The organism is Robinsoniella sp. KNHs210 (genome assembly GCF_000686105.1).
Taxonomy (GTDB): domain Bacteria; phylum Bacillota; class Clostridia; order Lachnospirales; family Lachnospiraceae; genus Robinsoniella; species Robinsoniella peoriensis.
Genome location: NZ_JMLZ01000002.1, coordinates 171,582 through 185,960, shown reverse-complemented (window position 1 = coordinate 185,960; position 14,379 = coordinate 171,582). Strand labels below are relative to the sequence as shown.

The window sequence follows — 14,379 nt, the reverse complement described above, 5'->3', positions numbered from 1 at the left end:
TTTACACCCTGTCCTTTATCGCTTTTCCCAAACCTTCTTATACTACAGCCTGTCCTTTTTTGGAATTCTCACAATAACTTCTGTATACACCCCATAGCTGCTGCTGATAGCCAGCCCATAGGAAGACCCGAATACAAGCTTAAGCCGGTTATCGATAGAATTCAGACCGAATCCTCCTCTTTCATCTGTCTTTTGATCCCTCAGTACGGAATCCAGCTTTTCCTTTCGGATGCCCACCCCATTGTCATAAACCGAAATTAATATATCATCTGCATCACTATAGTATTTAATCTTGATATCTGATTTTACCTTTTTAGGCTTTATTCCATGATAGATTGCATTTTCCACCAAGGGCTGGAGCGTTAACTTTGGAATAACGTATGTTGCCAGCCTGGCATCCCCCTCAATCTGATAATTTAATTTATCTACATAGCGGATGCCCTGCATATATAAGTAATTCTTTATCAGATCCAGTTCTTCCTTAAGCGTAATTATATCCGTACCATTGCTCAATGAAATGCGGTAAAAATTCCCCAGAGATCTGGTGTACTGCATAGCATTATCTTTCATGGATATCCCAATGAGAGAGATAATCGTCTCCAGTGAATTATACAAAAAATGAGGTTTAATCTGTGCCTGAATTAATCTGAACTCATAATCCCTCTTCCGTTCATTTTCGATCTCAATCTGATGCATCAGCTCCTGTACCCGGTCCACCAATTGATTAAATCTTCTGGTCAGAAGATTCAGCTCCTGTGGCGATCGTACCTCCGTAGTATGGCTGTTTCCATTGATACAGTCAAAAGACTTCATCGCAACTGCCAGTTTATGGATAGGCTTTGTTACCCTGCTGGCTATTGCATAAGACAACACGAAGGAAAATATAATTGCAATGATACCAATATTGACCATCGACAGGGTGATTTTATCCATTTCACTTACCAGATAACGCTTTGGAACAAAGTCCATGACCTTCCAGTTATTAATGGGAATCTGTTCTGTCGTAATAATATATGCATCCTTTTTATTCGCATAGATCTCCAGATTCCGGATATCCTTATACAACAGCGATTTATCGGCAGAAGAAATAATATTCATATCTTCATTAACAATATAAAGCTCCGCATTCTTCTCGATAATATCCCGGTAAAACCCACTTACCTTGCTTTCCTTCACAATTGCAAATACATACCCCAGTACATTGGGAGACCAGATATCCATAACCTGCTTGGTAATTACAAATACATTTTCTTCCCCCACCAGTTCATTTTTCATTACAAGCGGTCCATACCAGGTCGGTTTATTGATAATATCAGACATCTGGATATTATTCTTTTCAAAAGTACTGCTAAAATTTTCTTTGGAATACATGCCCATATCATAAAATGTTCCGCTTTTAGATAGAATTACTACGGAATCTATGTAAGAATTCAAAGCCGATTTTGCATAAACTGCCCGAATCAGCTTCATTTTAATATTATATCTCTCTTCTTCCGAAACCGGAACCTCATCATGGTACTTTAAAATTTCCTGTAGCGTACTGTCTACGGATAAAGTAAGGATATAATCATTGATGCTGTTGACCAATAATTCCATATTATTGCACACCAGGGAGACTTCCCTTTGCTGGAACATCTTTGCCTTCTCAGTTATAGTTTTTTCAAAAAGGACATTAGATATGACCGCAATCGCAAGAATAACTACAATGATATTTAATGCACTGAAAAAAAAGAATCTCTGCTTTATCGTTGACTTTATCTTTAATGAAAAATGCGGCACCTTCATTAGACACTCCCCCTGATTGATCTGGATTTATCGCAGTAAATACCTTTTGATACTAGTGCTCCGTCCAGGCAGTAATGATAGTGACCGTGCTGAATATTTTGTCAATCTGCAAGGCGAAGGATGGAAGCGGAGTAGTTCCTCCGCTGACTGACGACAACGCGGCAGATGGCAAAATAGGCAGTACTGTCACTATTGTTACTGTCCGGATGGCGCACTAGTTTTCTATATCATACTATTTAAACTGTTACGAATCAATTACTTCCAGCATTTTCTACCATTTACTTTTTACAGCTTCCACATATGCTTCAATATTTTCAAAAGGTACCTCCGGCTCCAGCACATGGGTAGGCGCTATCACCAGACCGCCGTCCCTGCCCGCGTCTTCGACCATTCTTCTGACCTCCCTGCGTACCTCTTTTGGTGTCCCAAAGGGCATTGTTGTCTGGGTTCCAATAGTTCCCCACAAATTGACCCTGCTGCCATACCGCTCTTTTACGGCAACCGGATCCATACATTCCGGCTGTATCGGGTTGAGAATATCCACGCCAATTTCAATCAGGTCTTCTATGATGTCTGAAATATCCCCATCCGAATGGTAATAGCACAAGACATCCGGATTTATAGACTTTGCGCTGTCAATTCCGCGTTTCAGCCGTGGTTTCAGCCATTTTCTCCACAGCTCTTTATCCATCATCATCCCTCTCTGTGTAGCCACATCATCTCCGAATACCACAATATCAAATCCCGCCTCTGCGCATTTCTTAGCCATTTCACATTTTATCCTGCACATTCGTTCCAGGCATGCTTCCGCCATTTCTTCATCCGCCAGCATATCCATCAGCATATTTTCCATCCCCCTTAGGTACCAGGCAGCTTCAAATATATCAATATTACATCCTGAAGTATTCATTGTGATGCAATCTGCTGCTTTTAACTCCGCGATAGTCTCTTTTAATCCCTCCCACCGGTAATCTTCCAGAATATCCGGAAGGGGGAATTCCCATACTTCTTCCGGTGTTTCAAAAAATTTCATTGGGGATACAAACTGCCGGAAATGGTAACCGGTACTCCCAGCCTTATATCCCACCCCCCACTCATTATAATAATCATAGGATTGTCCGTCAAAATATGCAGAGAAATCCTGCAAATGTTCTGTGGGCTTCATTTTTACAGGTATAATACAGCTGCCATAATATTTCCGGTAATCTGCTGTATGATACCGTCTCTCAAATTCCACTTCCAATTCCTCACACAACCGTATAAAAAAAGGAATCTGCTCCGGCTGCCGGTGTGACATTGCCATAAAAAAATTCTCTCTATTTGTCATATTTCTTACCCCTTTTGGATTTATTTTGTTATAATCAAAATTATATCAATAAGAGGACATGCCGGCTTTGTCATTTATCATACAATATTTGCAAATTACATTATTTTTCTAAATCACACTACAATATTTCCATATTAATTATTGGGGGATTCAAAATGAAAAAAGATTATCAGGATACTTACTTGGACAACTCTATCATCATAGAATCGCTCCAGACCGTTCATTATTTTAAATTTAGTCCCAATTATAACTATCAGGGAGAATATCATGATTTCTGGGAATTTATTTATATCGACTTTGGAATTCTGAATGTGCGCATTGAAAATGATATCTTTACATTAGAAAAAGGCGACCTGATATTAGTGAGTCCGGATGCCTTTCACAACGTCTGGGGAAATTACCAGTACCCATCGGATATTGCTGTTATTTCATTTCGAAGTCCAACACCGCAGTTATCCCAAATCACCGGTAAAATCATGAAAACCAACCAGCGACAGCAATTCTGCATCGGTCAGTTCCTTAGAGAAGCGCGCCTTACATTTACAGTAAAGCTTGAAAAACCAGCTGTTTTAAAATTGGAAAAGAAGGCGGATCTGTCCTTTGGATGTGAACAATCTCTTAAAATCTTTATAGAATTGCTGATCATAGATCTTGTAAGAAACGATATGAAATGTTCACAGCAAGAGGGAATTCTGAAATCCAGTTCCGTATATTCCGGTTCCAATCAGGACGGTTTCGATCATGGAGAATCTGTTTTGGCAAGTAATGTTCTTGCAAGTTCTGTTCTTGCCGGTTCTTCTCCCGCTGTTCATGTCAGCTCTACTAAATCACATAAAGATCGGACTATTATCCGGCAGATACAAGATTATTTTGAAAACCATCTGGGTGACTCCTCCCTTACCTTACAACAAGTCTGTAAGGATAATTGTGTTTCCAGTGCCCTGCTTCAACAAATATTCCGCAGTAATCTGGGTACCGGCGTCATAGAATATTATAATAACCTTAGAATTGAACGTGCAATGCATCTTATTCAGATTGGAAAATATAATATGACGGAAATCTCCGAGATTTTAGGCTATAACAGTCTGCACTATTTTTCCAAATGTTTCAAAAAAGCTGTTGGAATTCCACCAACAGCCTACGCATCCTCTATAGAAGTATTGAATCATACTTATGAATAATTTTTTATCAGAACTAACATTTCCCTATTCTCTTTATAAAAATAAGGCAGCCGTTAAATAAACTTTCCTATCAAATATTAAGTCGGTATACTCCCTACCGTCATAAATACTCGATATTAGAATTTATTTTACAGCTGCCTTACTTTAGAGCGTGTTTTAAAATTTATTAATATTCATTTCTTTAATCTGCTCGCTACAGTTTGCTTTCTTACATTCTGATTGCTCAGATCTGATTACTTCACATATATCTTACAAGATGCTTTCTTACCTGTTGCTGTCTTTACAGTTATAGTCGTAGATCCTTTACTCTTTGCGGTTACTTTGCCTTTGGAATTGACCACAGCTACTTTTTCCCTTGATGATGTGAATTCTAATTTGTCATTTGCAGATATTGGTGTTCTGAGAACCTGTAATTTCTTAGATTTACCATTTTTTATCTCAATACTCTTTGCACCAAATAACACTTTCTTCGTGGCAACAGCATTTTCCTGTACAATAACCTTACATTTAGCACTGACACCACTCTTCATCGTAACCGTAATATAAGTATACCCAACTGATTTTGCTGTTATTTTTCCGGTCTTTTTATCAACCGCTGCCACCTTTTTATTTAAAGATGTCCATTTACGTACTGTATCTCCTCTACTACTGGACTTCACCTTTAATGCTGTGGAAGTTTTATTAACCTGCATCGTTGTAGACTTGGCATTTAACTTAACTTTCGCTTTCTTTTTCTTGATATCTCTCTTTTCCAAAACGATATCACAACGTTCACATTTTTTAACTTCCACACCTTTAGCGAAGATAGTTGACGCTTTTTCTACTTCCCAATCTCCTGCGCTATGTCCCAATGCCGGAATTTCTTCCGATACCTCATCCGGGCATCGCATACATACTTTTGTGTGGATTCCTTTGTCGGTACAAGTGGCTTCTTTTGTAATGCTCCATTCACCGTAATTATGTCCCAGTGCCGGAATCTTTGTAATATCTTTTTGCTCGCTGCATCTTTTGCAATATATAGATTTTGTTCCATCCTCTGTACAGGTTGCCACTTTATCGATTATGTAATTGGATTCCCAATCATGTCCTAATGCCGGAATCGCTTCTGTTACTACATCATGACACATACTGCATTCCTTAGTTCGACTTCCCGCTTCGGTACAAGTTGCTTCGTCAGTTACTTTCCAGTCACCATATTTATGCTCTAATGCCGGAATCTCTGTAACATTATCTCTCACATCACATCTTGTACAATGAATTGACTTTTCACCTTTTTCTGTACAGCTTGCTGCTTTATCTATAGTGAAATCTTTTTCCCAGTCATGTCCTAATGCCGGAATCGCTTCTGTTACTACATCATGACACACACTGCATTCCTTAGTTCGGCTTCCCGCTTCGGTACAAGTTGCTTCGTTAGTTACTTTCCAGTCACCATACTGATGTCCCAATTTGGGAATCACTGTGATATCTGTTCTTTCATCACACGTTGTACAATGAATTGACTTTTCACCATCTTCCGTACAGGTAGCTGGCTTATCCACCGTAAAGTCACTTTCCCACACATGATCCTGATTCTCTAATACAAGCACGGCATCTGTCACCTTCGTTGCATTAATCCTGGCATCCAGGGTTGTAAGCTCTCCGCTTGTAGAAAACTTTATTTTAGCCGAAGGATTCTTTAGCTTTAATACTCCAATTTTAGCAGTACCTGTCGTAGATATCTCTGACAGGCGGTCTACATAGAATGTGAAGATGGTCTTACTGCCGTCTTCTTTTTGTATCATCTTGTGGTAGGTGGAGGGGGACTTGTCGTCCCACTCCATCGTGCCTTCTGCCTTTTCATTCACAACTATGTCAAATTGTACCGAATATGCTAAACTGTCCATATTCTGTAACTCAACTGCCCATTGACCGGCAGTATCTGTAACGGACAATTTTATTTCAGGTGTTTTTGCTTCTGCCAAGGCTGTCATGGAGTAAAGCAGCATAAGTGCCAATACTCCCATGAGAACCTTAATCGCTCCTATCTTCCTCAATTATTCATCCCTCCATCTGCCGCATCAGACTCCAGCCTGATATTCGGCATTGTTTCTTCCGTAGGAGATTGTATCCATAATGTATTGCTTACGAGACGTTTGCTATCCGCATTATTCGGATCATCCGTACGATACATTACCGCCTGGATTTCTGCTGGAAGTACGCTGTTTCCACATACACCTTCTGTGAGTGCTGCTTCTTTTTGTACATCAGGTATGAAGATCCAGAAACCATTATTGATCGTCGTCATATCTCCTTCCTTAGGCTCTTCAGCAAAAAGTATGGATACACCATTCATAGGTCTTTCCTCTAAATCTATACTGCCTTCTTGTTCTCTGTCATTAACATTGTTAAATCTTCCCTGCAGTAAAATAGTATTGTAGACCGGATCTCCACGGTATGTACCTGTCACAATTAAAGTGCCTGCCTTAATGATATCTTCTTCTGCCTCACCATACCGGTAATCGCTTTCCAGATAACCGATTGCAGTTTCACTGATTTCAATATCATCACCAGGATAAGACATGAAATCAATATCTTCCATTGTCAGATCATCCGGTAAATTTGTAATCCTGATATATTTCTCATCATAGGTGTCGATTCTTCCATCTTCTTTTTCGAACAGATAAATCTGATCTTCTGAAGCAACAACATCCTGGTCAAATACTTTTACGTCTTTGTATTCACTACCATCCTCGCTGACAGATATCGTAAGCTTTCCAGTTGCATCGGCACGTTCTTGTTTAGGTGCCTGCTCTGTTACTTTTTCTGTTACTTTTTCTGTTACTTCCTCTGTTACTTTCTCTGTTTCTGATTCTGTCTCTATTTCCGTAACTGTTTCCGTAACATTTTCCGAATTTGGTTCAAAGGACGCTTGCGGATGATCCGTTTCACTTACATCTGTCTCTGATGTTAAAGTTTCTGTTACAGCAGTATCGGTAATTACTTCTGTCACACTTTCTTCCTGAGTCTGTGGCTCATTAGAAATACTGCTGTCTGAAATAGCTGATTCTGTTTCTTTTGCCGCAGCACTTTCCTGCGCCGCCTGTCCTTTTATTTTTATACCTGCAATGGAAATGTTCTTATCATTCATTGTGACAATTATTGCCCCATCCTGATCCGTTTCATAGCTCCAGGATTCCCGTGGCACCAGATTATCATGTTGAACCTTAATAGATGATGAACTTGCTTCTGCAATTACATTACCCAGAACATCGATAGCCTTTACTGAATAGGAAACTTCCCGATTGTTCATGGAGCCAAGAATATCTGTAAAAGCAGGTTCCTTCGTAAATCCTATCCCCTTACCATTTCTGCTAATTTCATATCCCTGCAGCATTTTATCTTCTGCCTGGAGACCTGATATTGTAACCGTAGCCGTTTTCTGATCTATTGAAGCGTTAACTTCGATATTTCCCGTAACCGGTGCGGTTCCAGCCATTGCTTCTCTTCTGGACTGGTCATTGAGATAATAAATCTTACGGCTTTCTTTCTCATATTGATTCATTTGAGATTTCACATCATCACTCAGATTAAGTCCCCAGCGTTCAAAGAACTCTGATAAATCTTTCTGTGCAACATAACTTGCAACTACTGCAAATCTCTGGTCTCCTGAAAGACCTTTTCCAATATTGTTACGATACGCTTTATTCACCAGGTTATAGAAATTATCATCTGCGCCCAGGTCATATGCCAGATGTAACTGCCAGTACATACCTAGACTTACAAAAACATCGTTTGATAAACCTACTGCTCCTATCGAAGTCTTTTCAAATATCTTCTCATACTTATTGCTTGTTTCCAGTCTGGAAGGAAGTGCATTTTGTCCTCCGTCATGAGTCTGTCCAAACAGCGAATATATATTATTTGTAGTCTCCGCTTTACCTAATGTATCCATCTGATGCCCGATTTCATGTGCGATACCCCAGCCATACAAGCTATTTCCATTTCCTTCTCCCGTAACGCTGGTTGGTCTTCCCTGAACCAATGCACCCGCAGAACCATATCCTATTCCGATATGGGCACCGCTTGCATACATAAATGCTCCGCCAAACATACGGGCATATCTTATATTGACTCTGGACCGCTCTGCTTTTAAATCATCTACTCCATGAGTAGTGTATAAAACATTCAGCAGCTCTTCCCATGCAAGTACATTATTGTACAGCTTATCTACTTTAGAATCCAGTGTATCCGTTCCACTATTTATTGCCTCTTGAACTGGTACAGCCGGGAGTGATAACAATACATTCGGCAAAGAAATCTCTGTACTGTTTTTGATATTAGTCGCCATGTTTTTATTTGGAATACCCAGTCTGTAAGCTTCCAATTCTGTAATATAGTCGGATATAATATCTCTTCTCTGTACATCATCCATGCTATCCCATTTTGATAATTCAAGCACTGGAATTTTCGTATATGCCCCGCGAATCTGAAGCTTGATTTCATCTTCTTTATTTCCCGAATACTGCAGGTACAGTGCACCGCCCTTTTCTGCATTGATTGTCATAAGCTGCGGAATATTAATGACATTTCTACCACTGGACAATGGAATACTGCTTCCTGACCATGAAGCTGCTTCTGCAAAATACTGTGTTGGTGTAATAGTAACATTTTCTCCCTCAGGAATATCTGCATAAATAACAATCTGTTTACCTGCATTTGCAACAATCCCCAGTGGTTGGAACGTATTAATCTTCTTTAGGTTTCCCGTTGTATCTCTGGACTCAACACCATCAATTATTTTGCCTAACTTCGACGGATTATTCTCCAGTAATCCCCTGGCAATGGAAACTTCATCCAGTAAAACAGTTTGATCTACATAATATCCGGAAGTGTCTTTGAGTAACGCCTCCAATTCATCAATTTGTTCCTTAGTTACTCCATCAGCGAGCTTTGTAAGACTCTTATTGGCAAAAAGCTCTTCCACTTTTTCATTAATGCCGGAATAATCATAGAATGCCACTTCCGACAGTGAGATATTCCCGGCCCCATCCCACTGATTGACCTCAATACCAATCTTTTTAATATCTTCTGTTTTCGGGAATGTCAGAACTGCATATCCGGAAGAACTTGGATTTCCTTTTACATTCAGCCAATTTGCAATTATTTTTTCTTCACCCTTACTGTTCCAAACCCGAATCTTATATTTATATAAATAGGTTTTATACTTGCCATCAAGTCTAGGAACATATACTGCGTAATCCATGGTTTTGGGATCTTTGAATTCAAATACAAATTCTTTATTTTCCCACCATGCTCTGGCTGTCCAATGAGTAAAATAATCTCCATCCAGGACATCCTGCACCTTAAACGTTCCCTGGTAAGACGGGTTAACATTTGCAGGGTAAGTCATCTTAATACTTGACACATCCGAATTAGGTATTCTATTCAGCGTTGGGATTTCCGGAGGTACTATTTCTTCTCTTTTTGGCGTTCCTGTTGATTCAAGTGATGGTCCGCTTTCTCCCTTTGTATTGCTTGCTGTTACGTATACTATATATTCTTTATCATTGATCAGATCGGGAATAACAAAACTTGTCACCGTCAGCCCGCTCTTTGCTTTCACAAAAGCTCCGGTACTGTCAGCCAGTTTATAATAGACACTGTACGTTTCCGCATTCTTCGTCTTTCCCCAGCTTGCCTTCAATGAATTATCACCAGAAGCAACTTTTAAATAATCAGGTGGAGACGGCGGAGACTTCGGTTTCGGTGTAGCTTCTATTTCCTGGGATGCAGGTCCCTTCCAGTCATCATTAACCGCATAAACTACAAAATAATATTTTTTTAGGTTTTCTAACCCTTTAATTTCCGCCGTAGTTCCTTCCACCGATACCTGACCAGTATATTTACCGGATGCCAGACCATATTTCACCATATATCCGGTTACATTATCCACTGCTTTCCATGTGAGGGTAACTGTTTCATTGTCCTCTGCTGCCTGAATATTTTTTGGAATAGCACTGTCATTAGTTGGATTTACCGGTACAATATCTTTTAAAAATTTAATCTCTTCCACTACTGCATAAGTAGGCTTGCCTTCTTCATTTGCTACCTTGGTTACGGTAATTGTTACTTTCTTCACCGCTACCCGCGCTCCAAGATTGATTACAACTGTACTTCTGCCTTCTCTTGTCTGAATCGCGTGTACCCCTTGCGGTGCTTCATTGGAAAACTCAAATTTTTCTGTATAGATCTTACCATTCTCTTCATAATCAACTGTTGCTACTCCCGCTTCTATTGCGCCGGATGCTGATGGAGATGCAATCTCAATCTGTTCCATCTGTACCGGCTGCTCAAATGTCACCGGAATGCTCAGATTTTTTTCTTTACTTGTCTCAAAGGTAACCGGTGCTGAATTTGGTTTCAGAATATCTTCTGCTGCACCTGTCGTAACTGTTACATCCTCAGGCAGTTCCTTCATCGATGCTACTGCTGCTGCAATTACTTCCGTATCATATAATACTGCCTGTCCCACTGCATTACGGTTTCTGTTCACCAGTGCAATATCTTTGATATCGACAATACCATCGCAATTTAAATCTGCGGCAGCATCTTTAGAACCTGTTGCTCCATCTTGCAAACCCAGGGCAGACTCTATCACTGCCAGGTCCTTATCATCTACGGCACCGTCACCATTCACATCACCCATGGTAAATGCCTGGCTCTTTGTATCAATTACAATTTTTTTCGAAAAATCTTTCAAAGTTATCTTATCAGATAGATAGGATTTATATCCTTTTCCCCTTAAAGCAATCTGATAAACACTGTTATTTGGTAAATTAGAAAAATCAACATTGTAATAATTCACCTCAGACTCTGTTGTGATCGGAACCCCTGAGCTGTTATGTGCCTCCATTTTTACGGTTCCTGACTGATTTTCCAATATAGGAAAACCTTTCTCATCCTCTGTTTTTTCGCCTAATTCGATTTCAGCCAATACACTTCCGGAATCGTTCAGCAATTGTGCTTTTATATCTTTTTGCTTAACCCTATCTAATGCTTCCGGATAGCTGAGATCCAGAACTACACTAATATCGCCATTACCATTTGTGTTAGCTGATGCATCCTTTTCATTCCCTGCTGCAAATGCTGTTACATCAACACTTGTAAACAGAAGAATCATGGCTAAAAAACCTGCCAATACTCTTTTCATTATATTCTCCTTCCTTATTTATATATCGGTTAGTCCTGAAAACATCCATAATTTTCCATATTTAGAGTTTAAAAAAACAACTGCTCGCCATCTGCAAACAATTGTTTTTTCGACAGGCTTCCCCTTAATTCATACTTATATGATGCCTTAAGTTGGTAATTTTGTCAATAGTTTTAGTCACATATTTTCATCAAATTTCACTCTTTTTTTGTCCGTGTGACCAAACTTTCATATTAAGATTTTTCAATTTTTATCCGCTATCAAAATCTCCATTATATCACTGAGATTATCGCATATTTTCAAACATAATTTTATAATTTCTTCCGTAGGATGATCCAGATCCGGTATCATTACAACTTTACAGCCTGCGCCGGATCCTGCCCGTATTCCATTGGGACTATCTTCTAAAACCAGACACCTCTCTGGGTCTGTACCCAGCTTTTTTGCAGCCTTCAAAAATACATCCGGTGCGGGCTTGCTGTTCTCTACTTCGTCTCCGCAAACCACCACATCAAAATCCATAGGAAGTCCTGCCAATTCAAAATACCAGGCAACTGTTTCCCTGTGAGTTGAGGTTGCTAAAGCACGTTTATATCCGTTTTCCTTTAAATAACCCAAAAGCTCACACAGACCTTTTTTCATCGGCATCCCATGCTGTTTCAGCCTGCTGTTCAAATGATCACACCGAATACTGCGTGCCTTATCATAATCCACCCTATCTCCATACCATTCAAAGAAGAGTTTCCTGGCATCTGCCACATTTCTTCCGCGGGTCTGTGAGAGCTTCTCATCATCGATATCAAATCCCAGGCTATTGCCTGCATATTTCCAACCGTCTGCTGCCAGCTTTTCCGTGTCAAACATAAGTCCATCCATATCAAAAATTACAGCCTTAATCAAATTATTATTCCACTCTTTCTTCCATTCTGTCTTCATCTTCTGCTTCCGGGCCGGCAATTGCCGGTATATCATTTCGCCAGTTTTTCTTCCCACTCTTTTTCTTTAAAACCAACCAGTACAAAGTCATCCCCAATCACCAACGGCCTCTTAACCAGCATTCCATCGGTCGCCAGAATCCCGTATTGTTCTTCTTCACTCATTTGAGGAATTCTTTCTTTCAGATTCAATTCCTTGTAAACCACTCCGCTGGTATTAAAAAACCGTTTTAAAGGAAGTCCGCTCCTGCAATGCCACTCCTTAAGTTCCAATGCATTTGGATTTTCTTCTTTTATATGGCGATCTTCAAATTCTACCTGATGTTCTTTCAGCCACTTCTTTGCTTTCTGGCAAGTCGTACATTTTGGATACTCTGCAAATAATACTGACATATATAATTCCTCCTGATTTAAAGTTATTATTTTCCAGACTTAATGTCTGTCCTATTTTCTTACTTATTATATCACACAGAAAATTACTTTCCTATTCCTATTTCACATTTGTAATTTCAGATACTTTTAATTTTTGTTACTTCTGATTTATGTTACTTTTGATTTATGTTACTTCTGATTTATGTTACTTCTGATTTCTAAAGTTTCTTATCTTAAATTCATCCTCCTATATTTCATCTCCACATTTATTCTCAAGAACAAAACAAGGGAATATGCTCTGATCTCTCATCGCATATTCCCTCATTATATCATCTTAGCAACCAATCAAAGTCTCTAAGCCTGTCCCGTATTTTATTACTGGGCATTATTTGCATCTGCATTATTACCATCTGCTGCATCATTCGCACTTGCATTGTTATTTGCATTCTGTCCTGCTTCTGTAGCCGCATTTGACTCTGAAGATGCATTTGACTCTGAAGATGCATTTGATTCAGCATTGCTGCTGCCTGCATCTGTATTAGTGCTGCCGCCGCTAGTATCTGTAATCGATGTAACCTTAGCGCTGCTTACATCACCGGTGTAGTTGATTCCAACCGTTTCACCAATCATAAGACCGCCCGTGATATTAACCGGTACTCCAGTGATAGTAAAGCTTAACTCTTGTCCATCATCTGCTGAAATTGAAAGGGTGCTCATTGTTACATCTGTGATAGTCCCTGTAACTTTAGTACTGTTTTCCGTTTGTGGTGCTGAATTTGTTGTATTGTCGGTAATTTCTACCGCCGGTACAATTTCCGGACCATATACGTCGCCTGTGAATTTTACTGATACATAATTTGTATCCTGGATACCATTTCCAAGTACCATTTTACATTTGTCATGTGTAAAATAATAGGAATCTCCATCATCACCAAGGATTACAATTCTTTCTCCTGTGATTTCAGAAATTGTTCCGTTTAATGTTCCTCCGGTTGCATTGGGATCAGCTGTTTCTGCTACAACTGGCTCACCCTCTGTAATTTTCTCTGCACTTGCATCCATATCTTTGATTCCAGATACCTTAGCTCCCGATGTATCTGTGTCTACTACTTTGCCTTTATACAGGATAGTAATCTGGCTACCTGCTTTCAGCTCTGCAGTTGTCTGCATCTGTGCGCCCGTTGTTGAAAATGTAAGCTTTTTACCTCTTGCTGTCTGAATATCAACGGAATCCGCTGTCACCCCTGTAACGAGTCCGTTTAATTCTCTTGTCTTATCCGTGCTGCTTTCTGTCTGCGGTTCTGTTGTCTGTGTCTGAGTCTCCGTCTGTTTCGTAGTTGGAGCTTCGGTCACTGCCAGGGTCTGCGGTTCTGTTTCCTTTTCTTTATCGCCGCATCCTGCTAAAGATACCGTAACCAATAATGCTGCAAAAAACAATGATATCCTCTTCATTATTTATTCCTCCTTAATTTTCCTCAATTATAAGTATTACCAGATTTCACCTTATAATCCATTTCATTATAAATCTTTCTACGGTAAAAAGCAACTTTTACTGGAAAAATTTATAAAGTCTTCAGTATTGCATCG

9 protein-coding genes are annotated in these 14,379 nt (G+C 39.6%); 2 read left to right on the top strand and 7 right to left on the bottom strand.

All coding sequences use genetic code 11. From position 1 onward, the window contains the following. Positions 1–42 precede the first annotated feature (42 nt). Positions 43–1,785: a sensor histidine kinase gene (locus tag CD03_RS32805; RefSeq protein ID WP_027293148.1), complete on the bottom strand. Its 1,743-nt coding sequence runs from the start codon at positions 1,783–1,785 to the stop codon at positions 43–45. Between the two features lie 74 nt (positions 1,786–1,859). On the opposite strand from CD03_RS32805, the gene CD03_RS37745 reads away from it, so the two are divergent. Then, entirely contained in the window at positions 1,860–2,003 is a 144-nt protein-coding gene (locus CD03_RS37745; protein WP_156042825.1) for a hypothetical protein, read from the top strand. A 53-nt stretch (positions 2,004–2,056) separates the two neighbouring features. Here CD03_RS37745 and CD03_RS32800 read toward each other — a convergent pair whose 3' ends face one another. Continuing rightward, a complete protein-coding gene (locus CD03_RS32800; RefSeq protein ID WP_044289231.1) occupies positions 2,057–3,112 on the bottom strand; it encodes a uroporphyrinogen decarboxylase family protein in 1,056 nt (351 codons plus the stop codon). A 155-nt stretch (positions 3,113–3,267) separates the two neighbouring features. Between CD03_RS32800 and CD03_RS35885 the strand changes: the two genes are divergently transcribed. Then, positions 3,268–4,293, top strand: a complete 1,026-nt coding sequence (locus tag CD03_RS35885; RefSeq protein WP_027293147.1) for an AraC family transcriptional regulator — start codon at positions 3,268–3,270, stop codon at positions 4,291–4,293. Between the two features lie 233 nt (positions 4,294–4,526). On the opposite strand, the gene CD03_RS0107665 is transcribed toward CD03_RS35885, so the two are convergent. The 5 genes from CD03_RS0107665 to CD03_RS0107645 form a co-directional block, all read right to left on the bottom strand. Further along, positions 4,527–6,329 carry an Ig-like domain-containing protein gene (locus CD03_RS0107665; protein WP_027293146.1) on the bottom strand — a complete coding sequence of 601 codons (1,803 nt, stop codon included), beginning with the start codon at positions 6,327–6,329 and terminating at the stop codon, positions 4,527–4,529. Then, positions 6,326–11,485, bottom strand: coding sequence for a M60 family metallopeptidase (locus CD03_RS0107660; RefSeq protein ID WP_027293145.1), 5,160 nt, complete (start codon positions 11,483–11,485; stop codon positions 6,326–6,328). The genes CD03_RS0107665 and CD03_RS0107660 overlap by 4 nt, the downstream gene beginning before the upstream one ends. Positions 11,486–11,728: 243 nt before the next feature. Continuing rightward, the gene (locus CD03_RS0107655) at positions 11,729–12,421 is read right to left on the bottom strand and encodes an HAD family hydrolase (protein ID WP_044289820.1); all 693 of its coding nucleotides are present in this window, start codon (positions 12,419–12,421) and stop codon (positions 11,729–11,731) included. A 32-nt stretch (positions 12,422–12,453) separates the two neighbouring features. Then, complete coding sequence (locus CD03_RS0107650) at positions 12,454–12,813, bottom strand: arsenate reductase family protein (protein WP_027293143.1); 360 nt, start codon at positions 12,811–12,813, stop codon at positions 12,454–12,456. A gap of 354 nt (positions 12,814–13,167) precedes the next feature. After that, entirely contained in the window at positions 13,168–14,244 is a 1,077-nt protein-coding gene (locus CD03_RS0107645; protein ID WP_027293142.1) for an LptM family lipoprotein, read from the bottom strand. Positions 14,245–14,379 lie beyond the last annotated feature (135 nt).

Coding starts and splice junctions, on each gene's coding strand:
- CD03_RS32805 (WP_027293148.1), bottom strand. CDS start 1,785: ATGAAGGTGCCGCATTTTTCATTAAAGATAAAGTCAACGATAAAGCAG.
- CD03_RS37745 (WP_156042825.1), top strand. CDS start 1,860: ATGATAGTGACCGTGCTGAATATTTTGTCAATCTGCAAGGCGAAGGAT.
- CD03_RS32800 (WP_044289231.1), bottom strand. CDS start 3,112: ATGACAAATAGAGAGAATTTTTTTATGGCAATGTCACACCGGCAGCCG.
- CD03_RS35885 (WP_027293147.1), top strand. CDS start 3,268: ATGAAAAAAGATTATCAGGATACTTACTTGGACAACTCTATCATCATA.
- CD03_RS0107660 (WP_027293145.1), bottom strand. CDS start 11,485: ATGAAAAGAGTATTGGCAGGTTTTTTAGCCATGATTCTTCTGTTTACA.
- CD03_RS0107655 (WP_044289820.1), bottom strand. CDS start 12,421: ATGAAGACAGAATGGAAGAAAGAGTGGAATAATAATTTGATTAAGGCT.
- CD03_RS0107650 (WP_027293143.1), bottom strand. CDS start 12,813: ATGTCAGTATTATTTGCAGAGTATCCAAAATGTACGACTTGCCAGAAA.
- CD03_RS0107645 (WP_027293142.1), bottom strand. CDS start 14,244: ATGAAGAGGATATCATTGTTTTTTGCAGCATTATTGGTTACGGTATCT.